The organism is Pseudarthrobacter sp. R1 (assembly GCF_024494415.1).
Taxonomy (GTDB): Bacteria; Actinomycetota; Actinomycetes; order Actinomycetales; family Micrococcaceae; genus Arthrobacter.
In genome coordinates this window covers 404,554-427,682 of sequence record NZ_JAMKFI010000009.1, presented here as the reverse complement: position 1 = coordinate 427,682, position 23,129 = coordinate 404,554, and the positions used below count along the sequence as shown (strand labels likewise).

Annotated in this window: 26 protein-coding genes; 13 read left to right on the top strand and 13 right to left on the bottom strand. The window is 65.5% G+C overall.

The genetic code is table 11. From position 1 onward, the window contains the following. The 4 genes from M8J71_RS19235 (at position 1) to M8J71_RS19220 (ending at position 2,327) form a co-directional block, all read left to right on the top strand. The gene (locus M8J71_RS19235; protein ID WP_256247149.1) at positions 1-123 is read left to right on the top strand and encodes a hypothetical protein; all 123 of its coding nucleotides are present in this window, start codon (positions 1-3) and stop codon (positions 121-123) included. A 110-nt stretch (positions 124-233) separates the two neighbouring features. Further along, positions 234-1,430 (top strand): YihY/virulence factor BrkB family protein, encoded by a 1,197-nt coding sequence (locus tag M8J71_RS19230; RefSeq protein WP_256249405.1) that lies wholly within the window; start codon positions 234-236, stop codon positions 1,428-1,430. Positions 1,431-1,793: 363 nt separating this feature from the next. Next, positions 1,794-2,051, top strand: a complete 258-nt coding sequence (locus M8J71_RS19225; RefSeq protein WP_256249404.1) for a hypothetical protein — start codon at positions 1,794-1,796, stop codon at positions 2,049-2,051. 99 nt (positions 2,052-2,150) lie between these two features. Continuing rightward, positions 2,151-2,327: a CsbD family protein gene (locus M8J71_RS19220; protein ID WP_256249403.1), complete on the top strand. Its 177-nt coding sequence runs from the start codon at positions 2,151-2,153 to the stop codon at positions 2,325-2,327. Between the two features lie 106 nt (positions 2,328-2,433). Here M8J71_RS19220 and M8J71_RS19215 read toward each other — a convergent pair whose 3' ends face one another. Together M8J71_RS19215 and M8J71_RS19210 are read right to left on the bottom strand one after the other, a co-directional pair. Next, positions 2,434-3,111, bottom strand: coding sequence for an O-methyltransferase (locus M8J71_RS19215; RefSeq protein WP_256249402.1), 678 nt, complete (start codon positions 3,109-3,111; stop codon positions 2,434-2,436). A gap of 73 nt (positions 3,112-3,184) precedes the next feature. After that, on the bottom strand, positions 3,185-3,508 hold the full coding sequence (locus M8J71_RS19210; RefSeq protein ID WP_163168031.1) for a thiamine-binding protein: 324 nt from the start codon (positions 3,506-3,508) through the stop codon (positions 3,185-3,187). 120 nt (positions 3,509-3,628) lie between these two features. Between M8J71_RS19210 and M8J71_RS19205 the strand changes: the two genes are divergently transcribed. Together M8J71_RS19205 and M8J71_RS19200 are read left to right on the top strand one after the other, a co-directional pair. Beyond that, positions 3,629-4,264 carry a TetR/AcrR family transcriptional regulator gene (locus tag M8J71_RS19205; protein ID WP_256249401.1) on the top strand — a complete coding sequence of 212 codons (636 nt, stop codon included), beginning with the start codon at positions 3,629-3,631 and terminating at the stop codon, positions 4,262-4,264. Positions 4,265-4,371: 107 nt separating this feature from the next. Next, positions 4,372-4,653 (top strand): hypothetical protein, encoded by a 282-nt coding sequence (locus M8J71_RS19200; RefSeq protein ID WP_256249400.1) that lies wholly within the window; start codon positions 4,372-4,374, stop codon positions 4,651-4,653. A 59-nt stretch (positions 4,654-4,712) separates the two neighbouring features. On the opposite strand, the gene M8J71_RS19195 is transcribed toward M8J71_RS19200, so the two are convergent. The 6 genes from M8J71_RS19195 to M8J71_RS19170 all read right to left on the bottom strand — a co-directional run bounded on the left by M8J71_RS19195 (position 4,713) and on the right by M8J71_RS19170 (position 9,138). Further along, on the bottom strand, positions 4,713-4,973 hold the full coding sequence (locus M8J71_RS19195) for a hypothetical protein (protein WP_256249399.1): 261 nt from the start codon (positions 4,971-4,973) through the stop codon (positions 4,713-4,715). A 106-nt stretch (positions 4,974-5,079) separates the two neighbouring features. Further along, positions 5,080-5,391, bottom strand: a complete 312-nt coding sequence (locus M8J71_RS19190; protein WP_256249398.1) for an AzlD domain-containing protein — start codon at positions 5,389-5,391, stop codon at positions 5,080-5,082. Next, positions 5,388-6,185 carry an AzlC family ABC transporter permease gene (locus tag M8J71_RS19185; protein ID WP_256249397.1) on the bottom strand — a complete coding sequence of 266 codons (798 nt, stop codon included), beginning with the start codon at positions 6,183-6,185 and terminating at the stop codon, positions 5,388-5,390. The genes M8J71_RS19190 and M8J71_RS19185 overlap by 4 nt, the downstream gene beginning before the upstream one ends. Then, positions 6,140-6,682: a DoxX family protein gene (locus M8J71_RS19180; RefSeq protein WP_256249396.1), complete on the bottom strand. Its 543-nt coding sequence runs from the start codon at positions 6,680-6,682 to the stop codon at positions 6,140-6,142. Before M8J71_RS19180 ends, M8J71_RS19185 begins: the two co-directional genes overlap by 46 nt. A gap of 112 nt (positions 6,683-6,794) precedes the next feature. Next, positions 6,795-8,216 carry a CoA transferase gene (locus tag M8J71_RS19175; protein ID WP_256249395.1) on the bottom strand — a complete coding sequence of 474 codons (1,422 nt, stop codon included), beginning with the start codon at positions 8,214-8,216 and terminating at the stop codon, positions 6,795-6,797. 22 nt (positions 8,217-8,238) lie between these two features. Then, the gene (locus tag M8J71_RS19170; RefSeq protein ID WP_256249394.1) at positions 8,239-9,138 is read right to left on the bottom strand and encodes a glycerophosphodiester phosphodiesterase; all 900 of its coding nucleotides are present in this window, start codon (positions 9,136-9,138) and stop codon (positions 8,239-8,241) included. A 49-nt stretch (positions 9,139-9,187) separates the two neighbouring features. Between M8J71_RS19170 and M8J71_RS19165 the strand changes: the two genes are divergently transcribed. After that, entirely contained in the window at positions 9,188-10,543 is a 1,356-nt protein-coding gene (locus M8J71_RS19165) for a DUF445 domain-containing protein (RefSeq protein WP_256249393.1), read from the top strand. Between the two features lie 6 nt (positions 10,544-10,549). Here the strand turns inward: M8J71_RS19165 and M8J71_RS19160 are convergent, their stop codons facing one another. Beyond that, complete coding sequence (locus M8J71_RS19160; RefSeq protein WP_256249392.1) at positions 10,550-11,299, bottom strand: LamB/YcsF family protein; 750 nt, start codon at positions 11,297-11,299, stop codon at positions 10,550-10,552. Then, entirely contained in the window at positions 11,283-12,089 is an 807-nt protein-coding gene (locus M8J71_RS19155; protein ID WP_163168023.1) for a hypothetical protein, read from the bottom strand. Before M8J71_RS19155 ends, M8J71_RS19160 begins: the two co-directional genes overlap by 17 nt. A 152-nt stretch (positions 12,090-12,241) precedes the next feature. On the opposite strand from M8J71_RS19155, the gene M8J71_RS19150 reads away from it, so the two are divergent. Beyond that, on the top strand, positions 12,242-13,558 hold the full coding sequence (locus M8J71_RS19150; protein ID WP_256249391.1) for an MFS transporter: 1,317 nt from the start codon (positions 12,242-12,244) through the stop codon (positions 13,556-13,558). 70 nt (positions 13,559-13,628) lie between these two features. On the opposite strand, the gene M8J71_RS19145 is transcribed toward M8J71_RS19150, so the two are convergent. The 3 genes from M8J71_RS19145 to M8J71_RS19135 all read right to left on the bottom strand — a co-directional run bounded on the left by M8J71_RS19145 (position 13,629) and on the right by M8J71_RS19135 (position 17,936). Then, entirely contained in the window at positions 13,629-15,971 is a 2,343-nt protein-coding gene (locus M8J71_RS19145) for a glycoside hydrolase family 65 protein (protein WP_256249390.1), read from the bottom strand. A gap of 156 nt (positions 15,972-16,127) precedes the next feature. Beyond that, positions 16,128-16,877, bottom strand: coding sequence for an HAD family hydrolase (locus M8J71_RS19140; RefSeq protein ID WP_256249389.1), 750 nt, complete (start codon positions 16,875-16,877; stop codon positions 16,128-16,130). Positions 16,878-17,297: 420 nt separating this feature from the next. After that, on the bottom strand, positions 17,298-17,936 hold the full coding sequence (locus M8J71_RS19135) for an alpha/beta hydrolase (protein ID WP_256249388.1): 639 nt from the start codon (positions 17,934-17,936) through the stop codon (positions 17,298-17,300). A gap of 215 nt (positions 17,937-18,151) precedes the next feature. On the opposite strand from M8J71_RS19135, the gene M8J71_RS19130 reads away from it, so the two are divergent. The 5 genes from M8J71_RS19130 to M8J71_RS19110 all read left to right on the top strand — a co-directional run bounded on the left by M8J71_RS19130 (position 18,152) and on the right by M8J71_RS19110 (position 22,935). Beyond that, a complete protein-coding gene (locus M8J71_RS19130; protein WP_256249387.1) occupies positions 18,152-18,409 on the top strand; it encodes a DUF6458 family protein in 258 nt (85 codons plus the stop codon). Between the two features lie 307 nt (positions 18,410-18,716). Continuing rightward, positions 18,717-19,523: a DeoR/GlpR family DNA-binding transcription regulator gene (locus tag M8J71_RS19125; RefSeq protein ID WP_256249386.1), complete on the top strand. Its 807-nt coding sequence runs from the start codon at positions 18,717-18,719 to the stop codon at positions 19,521-19,523. After that, on the top strand, positions 19,520-20,515 hold the full coding sequence (locus M8J71_RS19120) for a 1-phosphofructokinase family hexose kinase (protein ID WP_256249385.1): 996 nt from the start codon (positions 19,520-19,522) through the stop codon (positions 20,513-20,515). The genes M8J71_RS19125 and M8J71_RS19120 overlap by 4 nt, the downstream gene beginning before the upstream one ends. 2 nt (positions 20,516-20,517) lie before the next feature. Beyond that, complete coding sequence (locus M8J71_RS19115; RefSeq protein ID WP_256249384.1) at positions 20,518-22,593, top strand: PTS fructose transporter subunit IIABC; 2,076 nt, start codon at positions 20,518-20,520, stop codon at positions 22,591-22,593. 63 nt (positions 22,594-22,656) lie between these two features. Next, on the top strand, positions 22,657-22,935 hold the full coding sequence (locus M8J71_RS19110) for an HPr family phosphocarrier protein (protein WP_013599585.1): 279 nt from the start codon (positions 22,657-22,659) through the stop codon (positions 22,933-22,935). Positions 22,936-23,129: the final 194 nt, after the last annotated feature.

Here is a 23,129-nt window from a genome sequence, read left to right as displayed (position 1 = left end):
ATGGACAACGTCAAAGCCACCGCCACCGACGCCGCCCAGAACGTCAAAGCCGAAGGCCAAGGCGCCGTCACCGACGTCAAAGACCGCGCCACCGACGCCAAAACCAACGTCCAAAACACCTGACCCGCCACTGAACGCGGCACCAAGAGGCACGAGCACCACCTGAGAGGCCGGCCCCGCCATCCCGCGGAGCCGGCCTTTCAGTTTTCGCACCCTTATCGAGAGGACACCCCATGGCCACTCATGACGCATCCGAGAGCAGCACAGCCAAAGCAGGCCAGGCACCGGATCCAAACGACTCACGGAAGCCAGACAGCCCCAGGGACTTGGACAAGCCGAACTGGAAGTACATTGCCAAGAAGACCCTGCGGGAATTCAACAAGGACCAGTGCCCGGATCTCGCTGCTGCACTGACGTATTACGCGGTGCTGTCGCTGTTCCCGGCCATCCTGGCACTTGTGTCCCTGGTCGGAATCTTTGGTGACCCGCAGAAGACCACCGACGCGCTCCTGCAAATCGTTAGGGGATTTGTCCCGGCCGAGACTGCAGACACGGTAGGCGGAGTTGTGGCAGACCTTGCAAGTGCACCTGCTGCCGGTTTGACCCTGGTGATCGGCCTTGCCACCGCACTGTGGTCCGCTTCCGGCTATGTGGGCGCCTTCGGCCGTGCCATGAACCGGGTGTATGAGGTTGACGAGGGCCGGGCCTTCGTCAAGCTGCGCGGCACCATGTTGGCGGTCACCCTCCTGGCCGTGGTCATCGTTGCCATCCTGGCAGGCATGCTGGTGCTTAGTGGGCCGGTGGCTGAGGCTGTGGGCGGCCTGATCGGGCTGAGCGGAGTGTTCCTCACCATCTGGGACATCGCCAAATGGCCGGTCATGGTGGTACTCATCATCGCCATCATCGCTGTCCTGTACTACGCCACGCCCAACGTGAAACAGCCGAAGTTCAAGTGGATGAGCATGGGTTCCGGTATTGCCCTGTTCGTCTTCCTGCTGGCGTCCCTTGGGTTTGGCTTCTACGTAGGCAACTTCGGAAACTACAACAAGACCTACGGCGCCCTGGGCGGCGTGATCGTGATGCTGCTGTGGCTGTGGATCCTGAACATGTCCCTGCTCTTTGGCGCCGAGTTCGACGCCGAGATGGAGCGGGGCCGCCAGCTCCAGGCAGGTATCGAGGCAGAAGAAACCATCCAGCTGCCGCCGCGTGACACCAAGAAGAGCGAAAAACTGCAAAAGCAAGAGGAAGAGGACATCAAGCACGGACGTGAACTCCGTGAGAAGTACAGTGCGGAGAACGGCAAGGACGGGGATTCCGGGGACAACGGAGACAACGGCCAGGCCGGTGGCCAGGACGCTGGCCAGCCCAGGGAGCCGCATCGTGACCGGGTTCGGAACAAGCTGCGTGACCGTGGCACCGGCCGGGACTGAGCAGTTGGGAGCCGGGGACAGCGGCAGGCAGAAGTTAGCAGACGGCAGCCGTAGTTCCGGGGACTAGGCAGGACCTGCAAGATGGGGGAAAATTGTGGTGGAGGGTCCTGTTCAGGTTTCCCAGGTCAACAACAAGGTGGCCCGGGAGATAGACGGGGCCGGCGGTGAGATGGCCTCTTCTGAGACCGAGGCCAGTCCCCCCAGTCGCCGTCGGCCCCCTCGATTCAATGAAATTCCCGGCGCAACTGGACAAAACGAGCCGTACTGCCATACGTTCATGATTACCCTGCTGGTTCCCTTGGGATCCGGCAGTGCCGCTGAAGCAGAAACGGCGGCAACACGGTCGACCCCGAATGAGCGAATATGCCTGCTACCCATTTTGAAGATTTTCTTGCCGAAGCAGTTGTCGCAGACAGGGAGCCCGGCCTGGGCCTCCGACGCGATGAGCTCTACGGGCTGTACACCAGTTGGTGCCTCCTCCACAACGCACCGCTCCAAGCTCCGGAAGCCCTGTGGGAGGCGCTTCAGTCCCACGGGATCAACCCGGACAGCAACAACTTGTCCATGACGGGCCCCGCCGCCGCCGACTACATTGTGGCGAGCGCGCCGGACCTGGTCTGACAATCCCTATCGAACCTGTTGTAGCTACCTTCCGCTGGTTAGCATTGAACATGGCCGGCGGTTATCGTCCGCAGGCCACCAGCCGAAGGGAGCATCACCATGGGTTTGGATGACAAGATCGACAACGCCGCAGAGAAGATGGGCGGCAAGGCCAAAGAGGCTACCGGTGCGGCCACCAATGACGAAAGCCTTCGCTCGGAAGGCAAGATGGACCAGGCCAAAGCGGACCTGAAACAGGCCGGCGAGAAGGTCAAGGACGCTTTCAAGAAAGACTGAGTCCCCCAAGAAGGGCCTGCTGCGGAACACTGCGGCAGGCCCTTTTGCTTTGCCCGATCAGTGGCTGCGCCCGTTCAGTAATGGGCGCCGTGGACTCTCCGCAGCCCTACTTGATCAGTGCGAGAGCGAATCCGTCCCAGCCCTTGGAGCCCACTGTCTGGATGACGGTGGCATCCAGCCTGGGATGGACGCCCAACAGCTTGAGCGCATCAACAATTCCCTGGGCATTGACGGGATCCATGCCGGGGTCCAGGACGGCACCTTCCCAGATGGTGTTGTCCAGCACGATGGTTGTCCCCGGGCGCCCCAGCCGGATGGCCCAGTCCAGATAATGGCTGTTGTTCTCCTTGTCCGCATCAATAAAGATGAAGTCGAAGGGTTCCCGGTCCTCTTCTGCCAGAGCGGCAAGCGTGTCCAGGGCCGGTCCCAGCCGGATCTCCACCTTCTGCCCCAAGCCCGCCGCGTCAATGTTGGCCCACGCCACCTCCGCATGCTTGGGGAGGAATTCGCAGGTGACCAAAGTGCCGTCGTCGGGCAGTCCCTGCCCCATCCAGATGGTGCTGAACCCGGCCAGGGTGCCTATCTCCAGGACGCGGCGCGCGCCGGAGAGCTGAACCAGGAGCTTGAGGAGCTTGCCGGCGTTGGGCGCCACCTCGATGGCCGGCATCCCGGCGGCAGCCGCGGATTGCACGGCCCTGAGCACGCCTGGATCAGGATGGACCACAACGTCGGACAGGAACTTTTCCGTGGCAATCCACTCTGGCCGGGGCTTGTGCTCGAACATGAGGCACAGTCTGGCATGCGGCCACGCGCGGGTCCAGAGAAATTGCGGCCGACGCCGAATGGGACGTCCGCGCTCAGGAACCGTCGGAGAGCGCGTCTTCCAGGCGGTCCACTTTGGCGGTCAGCTCACCTGAGTAACCGGGCCGAATATCGGCCTTGATGACCAGGGAAACCCTGCTGCCGTAGCGGCCCACCGCCTCCGTGGCGCGCTTGACGACGTCGAACACCTCATCCCATTCACCCTCGATGGTGGTGAACATCGAGTCCGTTTTATTGGGCAGGCCCGACTCCCTGACGATCTTCACGGCGGCGGCGACGGCGTCGTGGACGGAGGCATCAGCGGGCCGGGAACCTTCACTGGGAGTACCGGACGGGGCGACAGAAAACGCAAGCAGCATGAAGCCCAGTGTGCCACGACGCCGGCGATGTTGCGGGGCGGGGAGGCTGGCCCCTCGTCATAAAACCCCCTACCCTTCGGTAACGGTGAAGGGTAGGAGCTCGATTGCTAACCTTTTGGCATGAGCCTCGCAGTCGCCCGCAAGCCCCTCCGCGCCGACGCAGCGCGGAACGTGGACAAGATCATCACGGCTGCCCGTCAGTGCTTCCGCGAGTTCGGCCCGGAAGTACCGCTGCAGACCATCGCGGCCACGGCCGGGGTGGGCCCGGCAACCCTTTTCCGGAATTTCTCGGATAAGGAGGAGCTGGTCCTGGCAGCCCTCAACCGGCAGCTGCGGCTCACCGTGGATCCGGTCGTGGACGGCGCTCTTGCCGACATCGACGCAACCGCAGGACTATTGCGGGTTATGGAGGCACTGATGGCCGTCGCCAGTGACGACGCCAATCTTTTGGGAGCAGTCGCCGGCCGCCGGGAACTCCTGACAGGCATCACGGGTTCGTTGATGGAGTCGATGAGTGTGCTGCTGGTACGCGGCCAAGGCCAAGGCAGCCTTCGCGCGGACATCTCCATGACGGACATGTTCCGGCTGCTCGCCATGCTTATCGGGGTTGTGGACACCATGGAACCCGGATCGGACGCCTGGCGCCGTCCGCTGGCCCTGGTGGAGGACGCCATCCGAACGGTCCGGCCCACCCGCCCGCTTCCGGTCCATGTGCCGCTGCCCGCCGCTTCCCTGGCGGGGCAGCAGCCCCTCTAGGCGCAGGAATCCTTCCCCGCAGGACGCCCGGCCCTCCCCATTGTGGGCCTCCAGCAGGTGCAATACACTTCAAGTGGGTTACGCAGCCAGCCTCTGTTTCTCTCCAGATGGAGCCCACGCATGCCACAGTTCCTGCACCTACGGCCCTCCACCGCCCCAGCGCGATGAACAGTTCCCGGCTTCTGCACTACATCAACGACCCGCGCGGCCCCGAGGAACTTCTTCCCACCCTGCCGGCAGAGGAACTCGCAAAACTGTTGGATGCCCTCTACCAGAACCTTGATACTCCCGAACCCGAGTTCGGCGCCCAGGCTTGGTACGAGATGGCGGTTGAAGAAAGCTCGCGCCGGTCTGCTGCACCTGACGGCGCCGCCCACGGGGTGGCCTAGCCACGTTCCGTCCACCACGTGTGGAGCCCCCTGATACCGCTCGTGATGTCCTGGCCCAGTCAGTTGCTGTCAGCTGCTCCCCTGGCGCGGATCTCCCGGCGCACCATGGCCTGGAGTGCAGGAACCTGGGAGGCCGGATCCACGTCCATCGCCCTTTCAAGGCTTTCTGCGAGCGCTTCCAAATCCTCGGCCGGGACGTCGGAGATACCGGCAAAACGGGTGAAGAAACGCTTGACCGGCAGCCCGGCGCGTCGTTGAAAATTTTTGTGAAGACGGGGTCTTCCGGCCCGTGACCCGGACGCGTGCAGTTGATCTTCCATCGTCGCCGTTCATCAAATCGTTGGGGCCAACTGCATAGCCGCTCTCATAGTACAACTCACACCCACCGGTAAGGGAAGGGAACGGCGTCACCTTCTTACCTGTGGGTCAGTTCCAGCCCAGCATCCGGAGCAACGCGGCAGTACCGGCACCGGCCACCACCACCACGAGAAACGGTGCCCTCAGCGCCAGTGCGACTGCAGCTGCTGCGAGCGCACCCAGGCGTGCATCGGCCGCCAGGGCCTGCCCGGACGCTACGGCGTTCACTACTGTCAGGGATGCAAGCAACCCGATAGTCATGGTGCCTGCGACCCGCGACATCCGTGGGTTCTCCAAAAACCTGGCCGGGACGAAGTAGCCCACCAGCTTCCAGGCATAGGCCAAGGCACAGGCAATCAGCAGCCAAATCCAGAGGTTCATGTGCCGGCCTGCCCGCCGTGGTGGTGGTCCGCGCCGCGGTGCTGGTGCTCCCGGTAGGGATCCACGTCCGGCTCAAGGCCCTCATCGCTCCGGCCGTGGCTGAACCAGCCCATCACGGCCGCCACGACGGCGGCCACCAGGATCGGCACTCCGGCAGGAACGAACGGTACTGCCGCCACCGTGGCAACGGCGCACACCACCGCGATGGCGATCGGCTCACGGCCCTTCAGCCGGGGCCAGAGCAGGGCCAGGAAAGCTGCCACCGCTGCTCCATCCAGTCCCCACTGTTTGGGGTCCCCCAGCCCGCTTCCGGCCAGCGCCCCCACCGCGGTGAACAGGTTCCAGAGCACGTAGATACCGATGCCGGCTACCCAAAAGCCGCGAAGCTGCTCTGCGGGGTCGGTCTGGCCGGTGCTGGTGGCTGTGGATTCGTCGATGGTCACCTGGGCGGCCACGTACTTGCGCCACCCCGTGGGGTGCAGCAAGGCGTTCAGCTGCATGCCATAGATGCCGTTGCGCATTCCCAGAAGCGTGGCTGCGCTCATCGCCGCAATGCCCGAGCCGCCTCCACCCACGACGCCGATGAACGCGAACTGCGAGCCGCCACTGAACAGGAGCAGGCTAAGGGCCATTGTTTGCCAGAAGTCCAGCCCGGACGTGACGGAGAGTGCGCCAAATGATATTCCGTACAGGCCGGTGGCCACGCTGATGGAGAGCCCCACGCGCACGGCAGGGGAAGCTAAGATTTTCACTGCCACGGCCACGAAGCCAACGCAGGCTTCCGAAGGCTCCATGCCCAGACGATCAGCGGCCCCTGTAACGGGAGGCGCAGAGTGTGAACCTTGCGCTGCAGAGGGGTCCCCTGGCTGCTGTAGGCACGGCGGAGGGCATCGGCATGGCCTGCCAGGAAGACGATGAACATCGCGGTGAGCGCGGTTGCCGCCGCCTTGCGGGTCAACGGGACAAGAATGCCGACGGCGGCAGCCAGTTCCAGCAGGCCACTGACGGCGATCCATTCTTCCCTGGTCATCACAGCCAAGGGCCGACGGCGTCCCGGTTCCGGGCCGCCGTCGAAGGCAGCTGTGCTGGTGGCGGGAACACTGCCGCTGGCGGTTGCACCGCCGTCACGCAGTCCTTGCCGGTGCGTGTCCTCAAGGCAGAGGTAATCGGGCACTACCTGGCGGAAGAAGCCGGGGTCGCGGAAGTGTTTCATGGCGCTGGCCAGCAGCAGCGCGCTCATGGCTGCAGCGGAAAGGCTCTGGAAGGCCCGGCCGGACCGGGGAAAAGGCATGGCTCCACTCAACCACAAGCCGGGCAGGCCGTTGAAACCGTCCGGCCCGGCGTAAACCCTCAGCCCCAACAAACCCATCCGCCCACTTAAACCCACCAACCGGGGCAAAACGTCAGATCCAGGCGGGAGCAGAACTTCCGTAGGGCACTGGCGGCGCTGTGTAGCCGAGAGGTCGTCCGGCCACCAGGAGCGGCGGCAGAGCGTAGCGGAGTTCCCCATAAGTGCTCGCCATGGTTCCGAGTTCGGGTTCAGGCAGCAGGCTTGCCATACCCGTGGAATGCACGGCCGGCAGGGCGAAAAGTTCCTCTGCTGTGCGGACCAGCGACAACCGGGCCCCGCCGCCGAGGCCGGTCTGCCGGCGCCGGGCGAGCAGGGCGATGGCTGCCGCGGCCACACCGTACCCGGTGGCGTGGTCCAGGGCTTGGACAGGGAGCGCACCCGGCCGCCACTCGCCGTCGTGGTTCTCCGTCCCGTAAAGGTGGGCGACTCCAGTGGCCGCCTGGACAATGCTGTCGAAACCGCGCAGGCCACTCCAGGAACCCATACCTCCCCAGGCATCCAACGAGACCACCGCGAGCTCCGGCCGGGATGCCAGCAGCACCGCCGGCTCCAGCCCAAAGCGGTCCAGGGAGCCGCGCCGGTAGCCGGTTATCACTACGTCGGCGGTCTCCAGCAACTGATCCAGCTGGTGCCGGCCGGCGGCGGTGGTCAGGCTGGCCTCGGCGCTCCTCTTGTCGAACCCGGTATCTACGAACTGGTCGGTGATCTCGGGCAGTTGCGGGGGATCGATCCGCAGGACGTCGGCGCCGAGTGCCCCGAGCAGCCGGGTGGAGACGGGTCCGGCGATGACGCGGGTCAGGTCCAGCACGCGCACTCCACCAAGTGGGCGGCGCGGGTCCTCAGTGGGAAGCTGCAGGGAATGCCGGGCGCCTGCGGTTTCTCCGTCCACAAAGGTCCAATCGATCCATGGCCCCGCTGCTGCAACCTGGCCCATCCCGGACTCCAGCCATTCGTTGCGGCTTCGCACCGCTGCGGCAACCCCGCCCTGGGATTGGATCGCGGCCTCGGCTTCGAGAGATGTCATCGTGCGGAGGGCCGCCGCCAGGCCATCGGCCGTGCGGGCTCCCAGCGCCTGCATCATCCGCTGTTCGTGGTGCGGGTAGTTGGCGTGCAGCCGGATCCAACCGTCCTGCGTGCGCCGGAAGCCGGACAGCGGGGCGAAGCCCTGGATCTTCCGGCCGTTGATCTGCAGGTGCCCGGAGGAGTCAAAGGCGCCGGCCGTCAAGGCAGCCGTGGTCCTAAAGCGGCCCGGCGCTCCGGCCAGGAGGTTCAATACTGCGGCAACGGCCCCAACGGCTCCCAGCGCGAGGCCTTCCACGTCCAGGGGTCCGCCCCACCAGCTTCGGGGGCCGGACCAGGGCGGCAGGGCGTCGCCGAGCGCCGGTTCCGCACCATCGATCACTGATCCAGGGCCCAGGAATACTGGCTCGAGATTCCGGAACAGCTCAGGAACGTCGTCGAGAGCCCTGCTCACTTGGCTTGCCTGCCTTGCCTGATCAACTTCCCTGCGGCGAAGCCACGTGAAGCTGGCCGAGCACGCGGGCCGGGACGTTGGTGGTGATCTCGTGGACGCCGAGGTCCTGGCAGAGGGCCACGTCCTGCTCGGAGTCCACTGTCCACACCCGGAAGCGCCGGCCCTGCTCGAGCCACCGCTGGACATTTGCCGGGTGGCGGCGAACGTAGTCGACGCCTGGGCCGGCCAAAGCGGCTTCGCCTGCGTCCAGGATCCGCTCACCTTCCAGCTGGGCAGCTTTCATAACGTTGGCAATCGCACCGCCCGTGATCAGCCCCAGCCCCAATTCCTCGCGAAGCTCACGCACATCCACGTCATCCACCAGCTGGCAGATGTACTCGGCCGGAACCGACCGGAGCAGGCGGCGCACGGATTCCGGACTGAAGCTCATAAAGGTCACCGCCACGTTGTCCAGGGATGAGCTCCCGGCGTCCCAGCCCTCGCCGCGGAGAACCTCCAGAACCCTGTCCTCCAGCTTGAGCTGGTACGGGCTGGGGTGCTTCAGCTCGATGGCCAGCCCCACGGGCCGTCCGGCCCCGCGAAGGATCTCCAGCAGCTCGGGAAGGGTGAGGAACTGCTCGGACCGCGCACCGTACGCCTCGGGGATGCGCGCGCCTTTCCACGAAGAAAAATCCAGCCGGCGGAGCTCGCGCAGCGTCCGTTCCGCCGCCGGCCCCGTTCCATCCGAGGTACGGTCCAGGTTGGCGTCGTGCAGGAGGATAACGTGCTGATCGCGGGTGAGGTGGACATCGCACTCCACGCCGTCCGCCCCGTCCGCGAGCGCCTGCAGATAGGCTGCCCGGGTGTGCTCGGCAAACGCGGCGCTCGAGCCCCGGTGGGCAAAGACCAGGGGCCGCGGCGGCACTGACTCGTCAGTAGTCATGGAGACACGGTAGCCGACCCGGGCCGCCCTGCGGGACTAGGCTTGGCACATGCAGGTGAACTCTGAGGCAACTACAAGGGAAGCACGCACCAACCACACACCACCCGCTCCGTCTGCACCGCCCGGCGCAGAGGTGCGTGCCGCCGTCGGCCATAAACTCAGCGCCGGTGATGCCGAAAAGGCGGCAGCGCTGCGGAAAATGAAGCTGGTGGCGCTGGCGCTGCTGGTGGCCATGGCGGTGATCTTCGTGTTCGCGTTCGCGCTGCAAAAGGAGTATCCGTGGCTCCAGTACGTGCGTGCTGCGGCTGAAGGCGGCATGGTGGGCGCGCTGGCCGACTGGTTCGCCGTCACCGCGCTGTTCAAGTACCCCATGGGCATCAAGATCCCGCACACCGCCATCATTCCGCGCCGGAAGGACCAGATCGGCGCCTCGCTGGGTGAGTTCGTGGAAACCAACTTCCTGTCCGAGCAGGTGGTCCAGGACAAGCTGGCCAGCGTGAACATCGCGCGCAGGGCAGGCGAATGGCTCGCAACGCCGGCAGGCGCAGAGCGGGTGGCCAAGGAGGGCGCCGCCGTCATCCGCGGTGCGTTCAAGGTCCTGAACGACGACGACGTCCAGGCGGTCATCGAAGGCATGGTCCGCAAGCACCTCCTGACTCCGCCGTGGGGACCGCCCGTGGGCAGGATGGCCGAGCGGATTTTCCACGACGGACACCACCACAAACTGGTGGACCTGCTCGTGGACAGGGCCGCGGACTGGGTCAGTGAAAACCACGAGACGGTCAGCCGGCTGGTGTCGGAGCGTTCGCCCACATGGGTTCCGCAGTTCGTGGACGGGCTCGTGGGCGACAAGGTGTATATCGAATTCCTCAAGTTCGTCCGGGCTGTTCAGGCTGACCAGAACCACCAGGTCCGGCAGTCCATCGACAAGTACCTGAACGACCTGGCGCAGGACCTGCAGCACGACCCCGTGATGATCGCGCGCGCTGAGGACGTCAAGGCCCAGGTCCTGGGTGATCCCGAAGTCCGGGAACTGGCATCCCGGACGTGGGGAACCGTAAAGAACGCCCTGCTGAATGCTGTTGATGACCCGCAAAGCGACCTGACCATCAAGTTCAAGGCAGCGGTCCGCGACTTCGGATCGCGGCTGGTCAACGATCCCGAACTCGCCGGAAAGGTCAACGCCTGGATTGGCGACGCCGCCGGCTACCTGGTACGGACGTACCGCTCGGATATCGCCGGGGTCATCACGGATACCGTTGCCCGCTGGGATGCCGAGGAAACCTCGCAGAAGATCGAGCTCCAGGTGGGCAAGGACCTGCAGTTCATCCGGATCAACGGCACCGTGGTGGGTTCACTGGCCGGGCTCACGATCTTTACCGTGGCGCACCTGATTTTTGGGTGAGCCGGCCTACGCGAAAGACTCCAGCTCTACACCGGCAGCTTCCAGGCCCGCCCTGACGGCTGCAGCCATCTCAACCGCCCCCGGGGTATCGCCGTGGATGCACAGCGAGTCCGGCCGCACTTGCAGCACGGTTCCGTCAAGGGCCGCCACCTCGCCCTTGGTGGCCATACGCACAGCGCGCTCGACGATGGAGTCGACGTCGTGCAGCACCGCGCCCTCCTGCGAGCGCGGCACCAGTGTTCCGTCAGCCAGATAGGCGCGGTCCACGAATGCCTCGATAAAGACGGGGTGCCCCGCTTCCTGCGCCTGCTTAAGAAGCTCCGAACCGGGCAGGCCGAGGATGGGCAGGCCAGGATCGTAGGAGTTCACGGCGGCCACCACCGCGGAGGCCTGGTCGGCGTCGCGGACCAGCCGGTTGTACAGCGCCCCGTGCGGCTTCACGTAGTCAACGGAGGCACCCACGGCGTGGGCGACGCCGTCGAGCGCACCCAGCTGGTACAGCACATCGCCGAACAGCTCGTCGAAGGACATGTCCAGCGAACGGCGGCCAAAACCCGCGAGGTCGCGGTAGCCAACGTGCGCACCGACGGTCACGTCAAGTTCATAGGCGGCACGGCAGCTGTCCAGCATGGTGACGGGGTCGCCTGCGTGGAAGCCGCACGCCACATTGGCGCTGGTGACCAGCCGGAACATCGCGGCGTCGTCCCCCATGTTCCAGGAGCCGAATGATTCGCCGAGGTCAGCGTTGAGATCCAAGGTTGTTGCCTTCCAGCGTCAGGTTGTGCGGTGCGGCGGCGTTGAGCTCGCCGGGGATGGTGTCCGGCATGGGACCAAACGCTTCCTTTGCGTTGGACACCACCGCACGCCCCATCATGAGGTTACCGGCTCCGCCCACCACTGCGCCGATGCCGAACGGCAGCGCCCGGCCGAACAGCGCGGTGCCCTGGCGCTTGAGGAGGTTCTTGAGGAAGGCTTTCTGGATCCGGGTCCGGACAGAGCCGAAGCCGGGCACGGGCATGGACTTCGACAGGACGTTGCCCCAGGCCTTGGTGGCGTTAACGCCATTGCCCGCCGCCTGGCCGCTGAGTGTTCCCAGCAGCGCGGTCCCTTCCTCGCCGAGCATGAGGGCCATAACCATGGTGCTGGCCTTTTCCGGGTTGGTGAGGCGGATGCCGTGCAGTTCAGCAAGGGAGGTGGCGTAAAGGGCGGTTGCCTCCAGGAATCCAACGGTCGCGGCGGCCGAGAGGCCGAGGGATGCCACGGTACCGACACCGGGAACGACGGCGGTTGCGCCAACCACTGCACCGCCGCCTGTGACGGCGCGAAGGTAGTCACGTTCAAGGATGTCCGCCAGCTGGGCGGCGGTTGCACGGGGGTGCTTGCGCTGCAGCCGGCGGATGTAGGCCAGGACCAGCGGGCGCTGGATCTCCACCGCCCGGAGGAGCATGTTGTGGACGCCCGGCTTCGGTTTGCCGTCTGCGTCGAATACGGCGTTGTGGGCTGTTTCGTGTGCGATTCGTACTGCGGGATTGCTGCGCTTGGCCATGGTCACCTCTGTTGGTCTCGCCGGCCGCGTTGGTTGCGGCCTCTCCTAATACTAAGGTTGCTTAACACTAGGCCACGGCACCCCTGCCAAACCCGAAGTTGGGGGTAGCTGCCCGGCTGTCCGGGTATCCGTCCAAAGCCTAGACTTACCCTATGCCCGCCCCCAAAGCCCTGCGGCCCTTTGCCCATCGTGAGTACCGGGTATTGATTTCGGCGCTGGCCATCTCCATTTTCGGTTCAGGGATGTGGGCCGTCGCGATGGTCTACCAGGTGATCCATCTGGGCGGCGGACCGCTGGAGCTATCAGTGGTGGCCGCTGCCGGAAGTGTTGGCCTGGTGGCCTTCCTGCTGGCCGGCGGGATCGCCGCCGACCGGATTCCGCAGCGGCGCCTGATTATTGCCGTGGAGGGAGCCAACCTCGCCGTCATCGCCGCCATCAGCGGGCTCGCCATGGCCGGGTGGCTGCAACTCTGGCATCTTGCTGTGGGCGCCTTTGTGCTGGGCGTGGGGGCGGCGTTCTTCTTCCCCGCCTATTCGGCCATCCTGCCGCGCATCCTGCCTGCGGAGGACCTGCTGGCAGCAAACGGGGTGGAGGGTTCCATGCGGCCGGTACTCCAGCAGGCCGCCGGTCCTGCCGTGGCCGGCATCGTTGTGGCCGCCCTCTCGCCGTCGCATGCCGTAACGGCAGTGGCCGTCTGCCACCTCTCGGCCTTCATCGTCCTCAACTTCCTGGGCCAGCACTCGCTGGACGCGCCCGTCAACGGGGCCGAAGACGGTTCCCACCCTGCAGGAGCAGAACGCGGCAAATCGTCCTTCTTCCAGGACCTGCGCGAGGGTGTCATTTATACGCTGCGCACCCCGTGGCTGCTGTGGACCCTGCTGTGGGCGTGCATCTCGGTCCTGTTCCTCATCGGGCCCATCGAGGTCCTGCTGCCGTTCGTGGTGCGCGACCAGCTTGGCGGCGACTCCCGCATGTTCGGCTTCCTCCTCGCCGTGATGGGTGTGGGCGCGGCCTTAGGCTCGCTGTTCACGGCATCATTAAGGCTGCCCCGGCGCTATCTCACGGTGATGATGGTGTCGTGGGGAATCGGCAGCCTGCCACTGGCCGCCGTCGGGCTTATGGACAACTTCTGGGTGATGGCGGCTTCGCTGTTCATCTGGGGCGCCACCGGCAGCGTGGGCATGGTCATCTGGGGCACGCTGCTGCAGCGGCGCGTCCCGCCCCACCTTTTGGGCCGGGTCTCCAGCCTGGACTTCTTTGTGTCGCTCGCCCTCATGCCGGTGTCCATGGCCCTGGCCGGGCCGGCCGCCGAGGTTCTGCCAATCTGGCTGATCTTCCTGGTGGCCGGCGTTGTGTGCCCCATCATGGCAGTCATCGCCATGATGGTGGCGCGGATGGCCGACGACGAACTGGCCCACCCGCTGGACGGGGCTCCTGTTGTGGAACGTTCGACGGCGGCCGGAGACTAGCTGCCGAAGCGTCAGCAGGCAGGTGTCGGCGAGCGGCCGCAGGTGGCCGCTCGGCCGATACCCGCGGGGCTCAGTTGTTGGCGCGCACCACGGGGATGCTTGCCGTCGGATGTCCGCTGGGGAACACGGTGGGTTCGGGTTCCGGCACCGGTTCGAGCGCTACCCGCACCGGCTCCGCACCCACGCTGAGCCGCTGGCCGCGGACGTCCACCTCCAGTGCCTCGCCTTCCTCGACCGTCAGGGTGATGGCACCGGCGACGAGCTCAACCAGCAGCAGGCGGCCGCGGATTTTAAGGTGGAACGTCAGGCCTTCCCACTCAGCGGGCAGCCGGGGATCGAAGTACGGGACCGGGCCCTGGTCCCGGAGGCCGGCGAACCCGCAGACGAGCGAGCTCCAGACGCCGCCGGTGGAGGCGATATGCACACCGTCGATGGTGTTGCCGTGCGTGTCATCAAGGTCGATGAACACGGCGTTGGTGAAGTGCTCAAGAGCTTCGCGGGAGTACCCCACCTCGGCCGCCATGATGCCCTGGACGCAGGCGGAAAGTGTCGAATCGCCCGTCGTCAGCGGATCGTAGAAGTCGAAGGCACGCTGCTTTTCCTCTGCGGTGAAATCCTGCCACTGCAGGAACATCGCCAGGACGGTGTCCGCCTGCTTCAGGACCTGGTGGCGGTAGATCACCAGCGGGTGGAAATGCAGCAGCAGGGGGTACTTGGACCGGGGCGTGGTCCAGTCCCAGGGCTCCAGGGTCATGAAGTCGTTGTCCTGCGAATGGACCTGCATGCGGTCGTCGAACGGCAGCTGCATGCGGTTGGCCGCCGCCTCCCACAGCTGCCGCTCTTCCAGGCTGATGCCGGCATGTTCCAAGGCAGCAGCAGCACGCAGGTTGAAGCGCGCCATGACGTTTGTGTAGAGGTTGTCGTTGACCACGGCCGTGTATTCGTCCGGCCCGGTAACGCCGTGGATATGGAAGAGCCCGTCCTTGCCGAAGAAGCCCAGCGAGATCCACATGCGTGCGGTTTCAATGAGCAATTCAGCGCCCATCCCGTCACCGAACGCGGTGTCCCCCGTGGCCCAGACGTACCTATTCGTGGCAAAGGCGATGGCGGCGGCAATGTGGAACTGGGCCGTACCGGCGGCATAGTAGGCGCTGGCCTCGAGTCCGTTGATGGTGCGCCACGGGAACAGCGCGCCGTCCACGCTGAGTTCCTTGGCGCGGATCTTGGCCTCGGGGAGGATGGCGTGGCGGTACTCCAGGACCTGGCGGGCGCCGTCCGGATTGGTGTAGGTCAGGTACGGCAGGAGGTAGACCTCCTGGTCCCAGAAATAGTGGCCCTCGTAGCCTGACCCCGTGACTCCCTTCGCGGGAATCCCGGCAACATCCGCACGGGCCGTTGCCTGCACAAGCTGGAACTGGTTCCACCTGATGGCCTGCTGCAATTCGGGCTGGCCTGCCACCACGATGTCCGCGGTGGCCCAATAGTCCCGATAGTGCGCTTCGCTTTCGGCGAAGATGTCCTGGACCGGACGCAGGTTTCCCTCTGCTACGCCGGCGGCGTCAATTGCGGGGTCCTGGACGGCGGGGCCGGCCGCGTAGCTGACGCTCTTTTCCAGCCGGAACGGCTCATCGGCGCTGACGGCCAGGACGTAGCGGACGCTGCTGTCATCCTGGTCCACCAGGGTGTCGAACGGTTGATGCCCCGCGGACGTCCAGTGGTCTACCGCGACGCCGATCCGTTGCTTGGATTCGGCGGCCTCCCAGGCCAGCCGGAGGGAACCGTCCCCGCCGTCCAGCCGCACGGGCAGCAGCACGCGTCCGGCGTGGCGGCCCGCCCGCCGCGGATCGTGGGCGGAATGGTCTTCCACCGGCTGGTCCTGGCGGTTGATCACTGAGGAGGTGACGTCCAGGGACACGTCGCGGTCCGTGGCCACGTCCAGCGAGATGCCAAGCGTTCCCCGGGAAGCGAATCCGACGGCACGCCGCTCGGTTGTGGTGACGGCGGCGCCGGAGCGGCACTGCCAGGTGATCCGGCATTCGTAGACGCCTTTGGAGAAATCAACGGAGCGCCGGTAGTCCAGCACCTCGGATTCGGCCAGGCTGAGGGCTTCGCCGTCGACAATAACGGCGAAGTTGTTGACGTCCGGGATGTACAGGATGCGCTGGCCCGTGCGGGCGAAGCCGAAGGCGTTTTCGGCATGCTTGATGTCCCAGATCTCGTGCAGGCCGTTGATGAAGCTGCCCGGCAGGTCAGAATCGGCTGCCGCCCAGTGGGCACCACGGATTCCCAGATGCCCGTTACCAAGGGCGAAGAGTGTTTCCAGCGTCCCTTCGCGGCCCTGTTCATGGCGTGTTTCCACGAGCTGCCAGGGTGTGTTCGGGAACCTTTCGCGGTCCGCGGAGATCAGAGCCATGATGTTGGGGTCCTTGTGCTGTGGCCGTGCTGCCGGGTGGGCCGGGCAGGCGTGCCGATGGGGAGTGTGGCAGCTGGGGGTGCTGCTTATTGCTTGCTTAGGTGATTCGTTGTGTTCCGGCGGCGGGATTGGGGGACGCCACCCGGCACGGTGCGGCTAGAGGAGCTCGTCGAGGTCATTGACCACCACGGTGGCCCCGGCCTCGAGAAGCGTCTGCCGTCCGGCGCCGCGGTCCACTCCCACAACAGAGTGGAATGTGCCGGCGTTTCCGGCCTGTACACCGGAGACTGCATCCTCGACCACCACGCATTCGCGGGAGGGCAGGTCCAGCAGGCGGGCGGCGTACTGGTAGGTGGCGGGGCTGGGTTTGCCGGGCAGGCCTTCCCTGGCTGCCACCACGCCGTCCACCACCACCTCGAAGTGGCGGCTGAGTCCGGCGGCCGCCAGGACAGCGGGAGCGTTGCGGGAGGAAGAGACGACGGCGACCTTCAGTCCGCGGTCAAGCGCGGCCTGGAGGAACCGCACGGAGCCCTCGAAGGGCTCGACGCCGGCGCTGACGATGTCGTTGAAGATCCGGTTCTTCCGGTTGCCCAGGCCCTGCACCGTGATGTTGGCGGGGTCGTCGTCGGTGGGCCCTTCCGGAAGCACGATCCCGCGCGAGGCCAGGAAGTCCCGGACGCCATCGAAGCGCGGCTTACCGTCAATGTGGTCGAAGTAGTCGCTTTCGCTGTAGCCGGCGACCCGCGGCTGCGACGCGAGGTAGCTTTCGAACAGTTCCTGCCACGCCCGCTCATGGACGGTGGCCGTGGGGGTCAGCACCCCGTCCAGGTCGAAGAGGATGGCAGAGGCGCCGGTCCAGGCAGAGAGTTCCGCGGTTACTTGTTCTGCAGCCATGTTTTCAGTCATCAGCGGTGGGTTGTCCTTTCCGGACGCGGGCAGCCTCGAAGGCAGGATGCTTTGGGAGTGTGGAGGCCTCGATGCCCGGACGATCCGCAGGAGCGGCAGGCGACTGCCGGCATGGAGATTGCCGGGGCCCGTAAGCTAGCTGATCGTTGTATTCCATCATGAACGTGAAATGCGCCATTGCACAAACCGTTGGAGCATTCAACCGGGACTGCGAAAGTCAGGGCAGCTGACCGTTTGAGGCCACAGCAAACCGTCCGCACCGCGTTGATCTCCTTGTCCGCCCAGTTCAAGGCCGCAATAACGGCCGAAGACGAGTGTAAGCGCTTACAAATTTGGCTGGCAACTGTTTTTTCGTTCCGTCAAACTGTGACGCGCTTCACGGCCCAGCGGGGTTGGCGCGCTGGGCATAACCCAGCCTGCCTACGCTCCAACGGCCGCTTTGGGCCTCAGCACGTAATGGCGCAGGAAGGCACTCACGTCCACCATCTCCGTCTTGGACATCGCATGCCCCATGCCCGGGTAGGTCCTGGCGGTAAGGAGGGTGTTGTTCCGGAGCCACTCCTCGGTGTACGCGATGGCGTCTTCGTTGATGACGAGGTCGGCCTTGTCCCGTCCCCAGAAGAATGGCGGCCTGGTATCAAACGATTCGGTGAGGGACAGCAACTCATTCTCGAGCACAAAACCGGAAAGCCCCACCACGGCCACATAGTCCTTGGGGTGGAGGCGCAGCAGCGTGCTGGCCATCGCCATGCCCTGTGAGTAGCCCAGCAGGCTGACGCTGCTGTGCTGGCCCTTGACGCTGTTGATCCACGCCTGGACGGCACTGGAGGCTTTGATGACGTCGGCGAAGTCATTGGCCAGGAAGTAGTCCAACAGGAACCAGCCAAAGTGGTCGCCGATGGGCATCGGGGCCCGCAGGGCCGCGCAGGTAAATTCCGCCGGCAGGTACTCGAAGAGCCGGACCATACGGGACTCGTCCGTGCCGTAGCCATGCATCATCACCAGCAACGGAGTACCCGCCCGCTCGTCCTCCGGCTTGGACCACACAACTGTTTCCATCAAATCAGCCTAACGAGGCAGGTTAGGAACCAGCCGCAACCGGAACCCCTAATCACTTGCGTCACACCTGCCCCGCGTCACGCCACCACCAACTACCCCACCCCAGTCATTGAATACCGCAACGTGGGGCTGTAGCGTGACGCTTAACGGGAAGCATGCTTAGCAACCCTCAACGGGCCATGAACAGGCCCGCCAGCCACCACAAGGAGCACGTCATGAGAATCGGATCCTCCATCTTCCTCATCGCCCTCGGCGCCATCCTCGCGTGGGCGGTCGCTCCAGGCCTTATACCCGCCGTCGACCAGGTGCTGGTCGGTTACATCCTGATGGCCGTCGGCGTGATCGGCCTCATCGCCTCACTCATACTCGCGTCCCCCGGCCGCAGCCGGCGCATCAGCGAGAGCCGCTCGGTGGTGGACCCCAACACCGGAGAGCGCATCACCCGGAATGAAAGCCGCGACGGCGGACTGTAGCCGGGCAGAAGGAAGCATCGTGACCCGCTAAAGCCGGGCCGGACCATTGCGGTCCGGCCCGGCTTTCTTGTCCCCTGCGTTCTTGTCCAACTGCAGGGCCGGGACGGCGGGACGCTGCAGCGGGAGAGCTGAAATCCTGGAGCATTTTGTTTCATGTGGATTTCCATTGACAAACCAACACAAGCAAAGATAAAGTCAAGTAACACAACATCATGTGATGCCAGTCACGCAGCAGCGGGCGCTCCCAATCATGAGAAGCAGCACCATCAACAGCCGATTAAATCAAGCCTTACGCAACGGAGGGTATGTGTTCGCCGAGGAGCGCCAGCAAAAGATCGCCGAGCTTGTAGCCGGCACCGGCCGCGTCAGCGTGACCCTCCTGGCCGAACGCTTCCGCATCACCACCGAAACCGTCCGCCGGGACCTTGCCACCCTGGAAAACGCCGGTACCGTCCGGCGCGTGCACGGCGGGGCCGTGGCGGCAGACCGCTTCAGCACCACGGAGGAAAGCGTCAACGAACGGGCCATCCAGCGGCCCGACCAAAAGATCCGGATCGCCGAGGCTGCCCTGGCATTGATCCCCCGCAACTCCCCCGGCAGCGTCCTCATCGACGGCGGCACCACCACCGAAGTGCTGGCGGACCTGCTCTCCCGGCGAACCGCCGTCGAGCGTGCTGACGGCGCAGAACCGCGGGCGGAACTGGTGGCCATCACCCATGCGGTCCCCATCGCCGGCAAGCTTTCCAGCGTTCCCGGCATCGCCCTGGAGATCCTTGGCGGCCGCGTGCGCGGCATCACCCAGGTTGCCGTGGGCCAGGCAACTGTGGACGCGGCCGGCAGGCTCCGGCCGGACATCGCCTTCATTGGCACCAACGGCATCCACCCGGAATTCGGCCTCAGCACGCCCGATCCCGAAGAAGCGGCCGTCAAGGCAGCTTTTGTCCGTTCGGCCCGCCGCATTGTGGTGCTGGCCGATTCCTCCAAGCTGGACACGGAAACCCTGGTCCAGTTCGCCACCCTGAAAGATCTGGACACCTTGATTACAGACAGCGAACCCGGCCCGGAACTCGCAGCCGCCCTGGAAGAAGCCGGCGTAGATGTGGTGATCGCATGATCGTCACCTTCACAGCCAATCCCAGCCTCGACCGGACCGTGGCGCTCCCCGGCCCCCTCGAACGGGGCGAAGTGCAGCGCGCAGTCTCCGTCAGCCAGGAATCCGGCGGCAAGGGCGTCAACGTTTCCCGCGCACTGGTGGCCTCCGGCCTGGAATCCGTGGCCGTCCTGCCCGGCGCGGACAGCGACCCCGTCCTGGCCGGCCTGCGCGAAAGCGGAGTCCCCTTCGTTTCCCTCCCCATCAATGAGCCGCTCCGCACCAACGTTGCGCTCACTGAACCCGGCGGAGTCACCACCAAGATCAACGAGCCCGGACCGCTGCTCGACGCCGACCAGCAGGAAGCCCTGATGAAGCTGCTGCTCGAGAGCTCCCGCGGTGCCAGCTGGGTGGTCCTTGCCGGCTCGCTTCCGCCGGGGTTCCCCGCAGACTTCTACGCCACCGTGGCCCGCCGGCTCCGCTCCGCGGAAAACGGAAACGCCCCGCAGATCGCCGTGGACTCCTCCGGCGCCCCTCTTGCCGCCGCCGTCTCCAGCGACGCGGCAGGCGATGGTTCGGGAAAACCGGACCTCCTTAAACCCAACGCCGAAGAACTCGCGGAACTGGCTGCTGCAGCCGGCTTCGCCTCCCCGGCCACCGCTAACGAACTGGAAGCGGACCCGGCTGCTGCCGCAGCAGCAGCCGCCGCCGTCGTACGTTCCGGTGTGGGTGCTGTGCTGGCAACTCTCGGATCCAAGGGAGCTGTCCTGGTAACGGCCGACGGCGCGTGGCTGGCCACGCACCCGCCGGTCGCCGCGGTCAGTACGGTCGGTGCGGGCGATTCAGCCCTGGCCGGCTACCTGCTCGCCCATGGCCAGGGCGCTGCCCCGGCCGATTGCCTTCGTCAGGCCGTGGCCCATGGTGCCGCTGCCGCCTCCCTGCCCGGTTCCACAGTTCCGGCAGTTCACCAAACCACCCCGGATGCCGTAACCATCACGGCCCTTCGAAAGGATTGACAGTGACCCAGCTCATCACCACGGAACTGGTCGAGCTCGACCAGAACCTGGGCAACGCGCCCGAGGCGGTGATCCGGCACCTGGCAAGCAAGGTAGCTGCCGCCGGACGCGCAACAGAAGTTGAAGGCCTCTTCGCCGATGCCTACGCCCGCGAGCAGAAAACCGCCACGGGCATCCCCGGCGGGATTGCCATCCCGCACTGCCGCTCCGCCGCAGTAACGGAACCGACCCTGGCCATGGCCCGCCTCAACCCCAAGGTGGACTTCGGCGCCAAGGACGGCCCGGCGGACCTGATCTTCTTCATCGCAGCCCCGGACGGCGCGGACCAGGAGCACCTCAAGCTGCTGTCCAAGCTCGCCCGGTCCCTGATCAAGAAGGACTTCACCGCCGCCCTGCGCAACGCCTCCTCGCGCGAGGAGATCGTGGAACTGGTGGACGGCGCGCTCGCTGACAAGCCGGCCGCCCATGCAGCGCCGGTTTCGGCAGGCGTTTCTGCGGGCGGTACCCTGAACGCTTCCGGGCAGTCCGGAGCCTCCGCAGTAGCCGGGGCAGGTTCAGACGGCTCCGCCGCCCGGGGACCCAAGCGCCTTGTCGCCGTAACAGCTTGCCCCACCGGCATCGCCCACACCTACATGGCAGCCGACTCCCTCGTCGCCGCTGCCCAGGAAGCCGGCGTTGACCTGCAGGTGGAAACCCAGGGTTCCTCCGGCGCCAAGCCACTGGATCCCGCCGTTATCGCCGCAGCCGACGCCGTCATCTTCGCGGTGGACGTGGACGTGCGCGGCAAGGAACGCTTTGCCGGCAAGCCGGTCATCAACGCTCCGGTCAAGCGCGGCATCGACGAGCCCGCCAAGATGGTCCAGGAAGCTCTGGCCGCCGCGGACAACCCGCACGCCCGCCGCGTCCCGCACTTCGGTGCCGAGGAACAGGCCGAGCACGACGCCGAGGAAAAGGGCGAGCACATCGGCCAGAAGCTGAAGCGCGCACTCCTCACCGGCGTCAGCTACATGATTCCGTTTGTTGCCGGCGGCGGCCTGCTGATCGCCCTCGGCTTCCTGCTGGCGGGATTCGACATTGCACTGGGCACGAAAGCCAATGACATATTGGCGGCTAACACCCTCTTCAACCTTCCCGACGGAAACCTGGCTCTGTATTTGGGCACGGTCCTGTTCAAGATCGGCGCACTGTCCATGGGCTTCCTGGTCCCCGCACTGGCAGGTTACATCGCCTACGCCATCGCGGACCGTCCTGGCATCGCACCCGGCTTTGTCGCCGGCGCGGTTGCTGGCTTCATGGGCGCCGGCTTCCTCGGCGGCATCGTGGGTGGTTTGCTGGCCGGTTACATCGCCCACGTGATCGGCAGTTGGAGCGTCCCGCGGTGGTTGCGCGGCCTGATGCCCGTCGTCATCATCCCGCTGCTTGCTTCCATCGTTGCTTCTGGTGCCATGTTCCTGTTCCTGGGCGGCCCCATCGCCGGCCTGACGCTGGCCCTCAACGGCTGGCTTTCCGGTATGACCGGTGCGTCCGCCGTCGTCCTGGGAATTATCCTCGGCCTGATGATGTGCTTCGACCTGGGCGGCCCGGTCAACAAGGTGGCTTACGCCTTCGCTGTCGCAGGCCTTGGCGCCGGCAGCGCCACCAACCAGGCGCCGTGGCAGATCATGGCAACCGTTATGGCAGCGGGTATGGTCCCGCCACTGGCGATGGCCCTGGCGACAGTCCTGGACAAGAAGCTCTTCAGCCTGGCCGAGCGTGAAAACGGCAAAGCGGCGTGGCTGCTCGGTGCGTCTTTCATCTCCGAAGGTGCCATCCCGTTCGCCGCAGCCGACCCGCTGCGCGTCATCCCTGCAAGCATGCTGGGCGGTGCCCTCACCGGCGCGCTAAGCATGGCCTTCGGAGTCACGTCGCAGGCACCCCATGGCGGTATCTTCGTGTTCTTCGCCATCGGCAACGTGCTGATGTTCGTCCTCTCGATCATCGCCGGAACCATTGTCAGCGCGCTGGCCGTGGTGGCCCTGAAGCGTTGGGCTGCCCCCAAGAGCGCTGCTACGGTGGAGACCGTTCCAGCAACGGTCTGACCTGCCTCACCCACTACCTGTCCGGCGCTGAACGCCAGCCGCCCGGAAGACAAAGGAGCAAAAATGCCAGAACGCACAGCAACCGTCGCCAGCCGTGTGGGCCTGCACGCCCGCCCCGCCGCCATCTTTGCCGAGGCAGCAGGAGAATACGACCTGGACATCACCATCGCCCGCGAAGGCGAACCGGCCGATGAGGCCATGGATGCCGCCAGCATCCTCTCCCTCATGAGCCTGGGCGCCTCACACGGGGACGTGGTGGTCCTCCGCGCCGAAGGCGACGGCGCTGACACCGCCCTGGACCACCTGGTGCAGATCCTCGAAACGGATCACGACGCCGAGTAGCAGCACCGCAGCTAAGCAGCGGCCGCCGTCGGACTTTCCCTCCCTGGGGGAAGCCCGACGGCGGCTGTTGCGTTTAAGCGCTCCCCTCTCCTACCCAAGCAGGTAGCGCTAACTGTCGTTTTGGGTGCCCATAACGACACTCAGCGCTACCTGGTTGCGTGGGTGACACCCACACCCTGGCGGGCGGCGCTTCG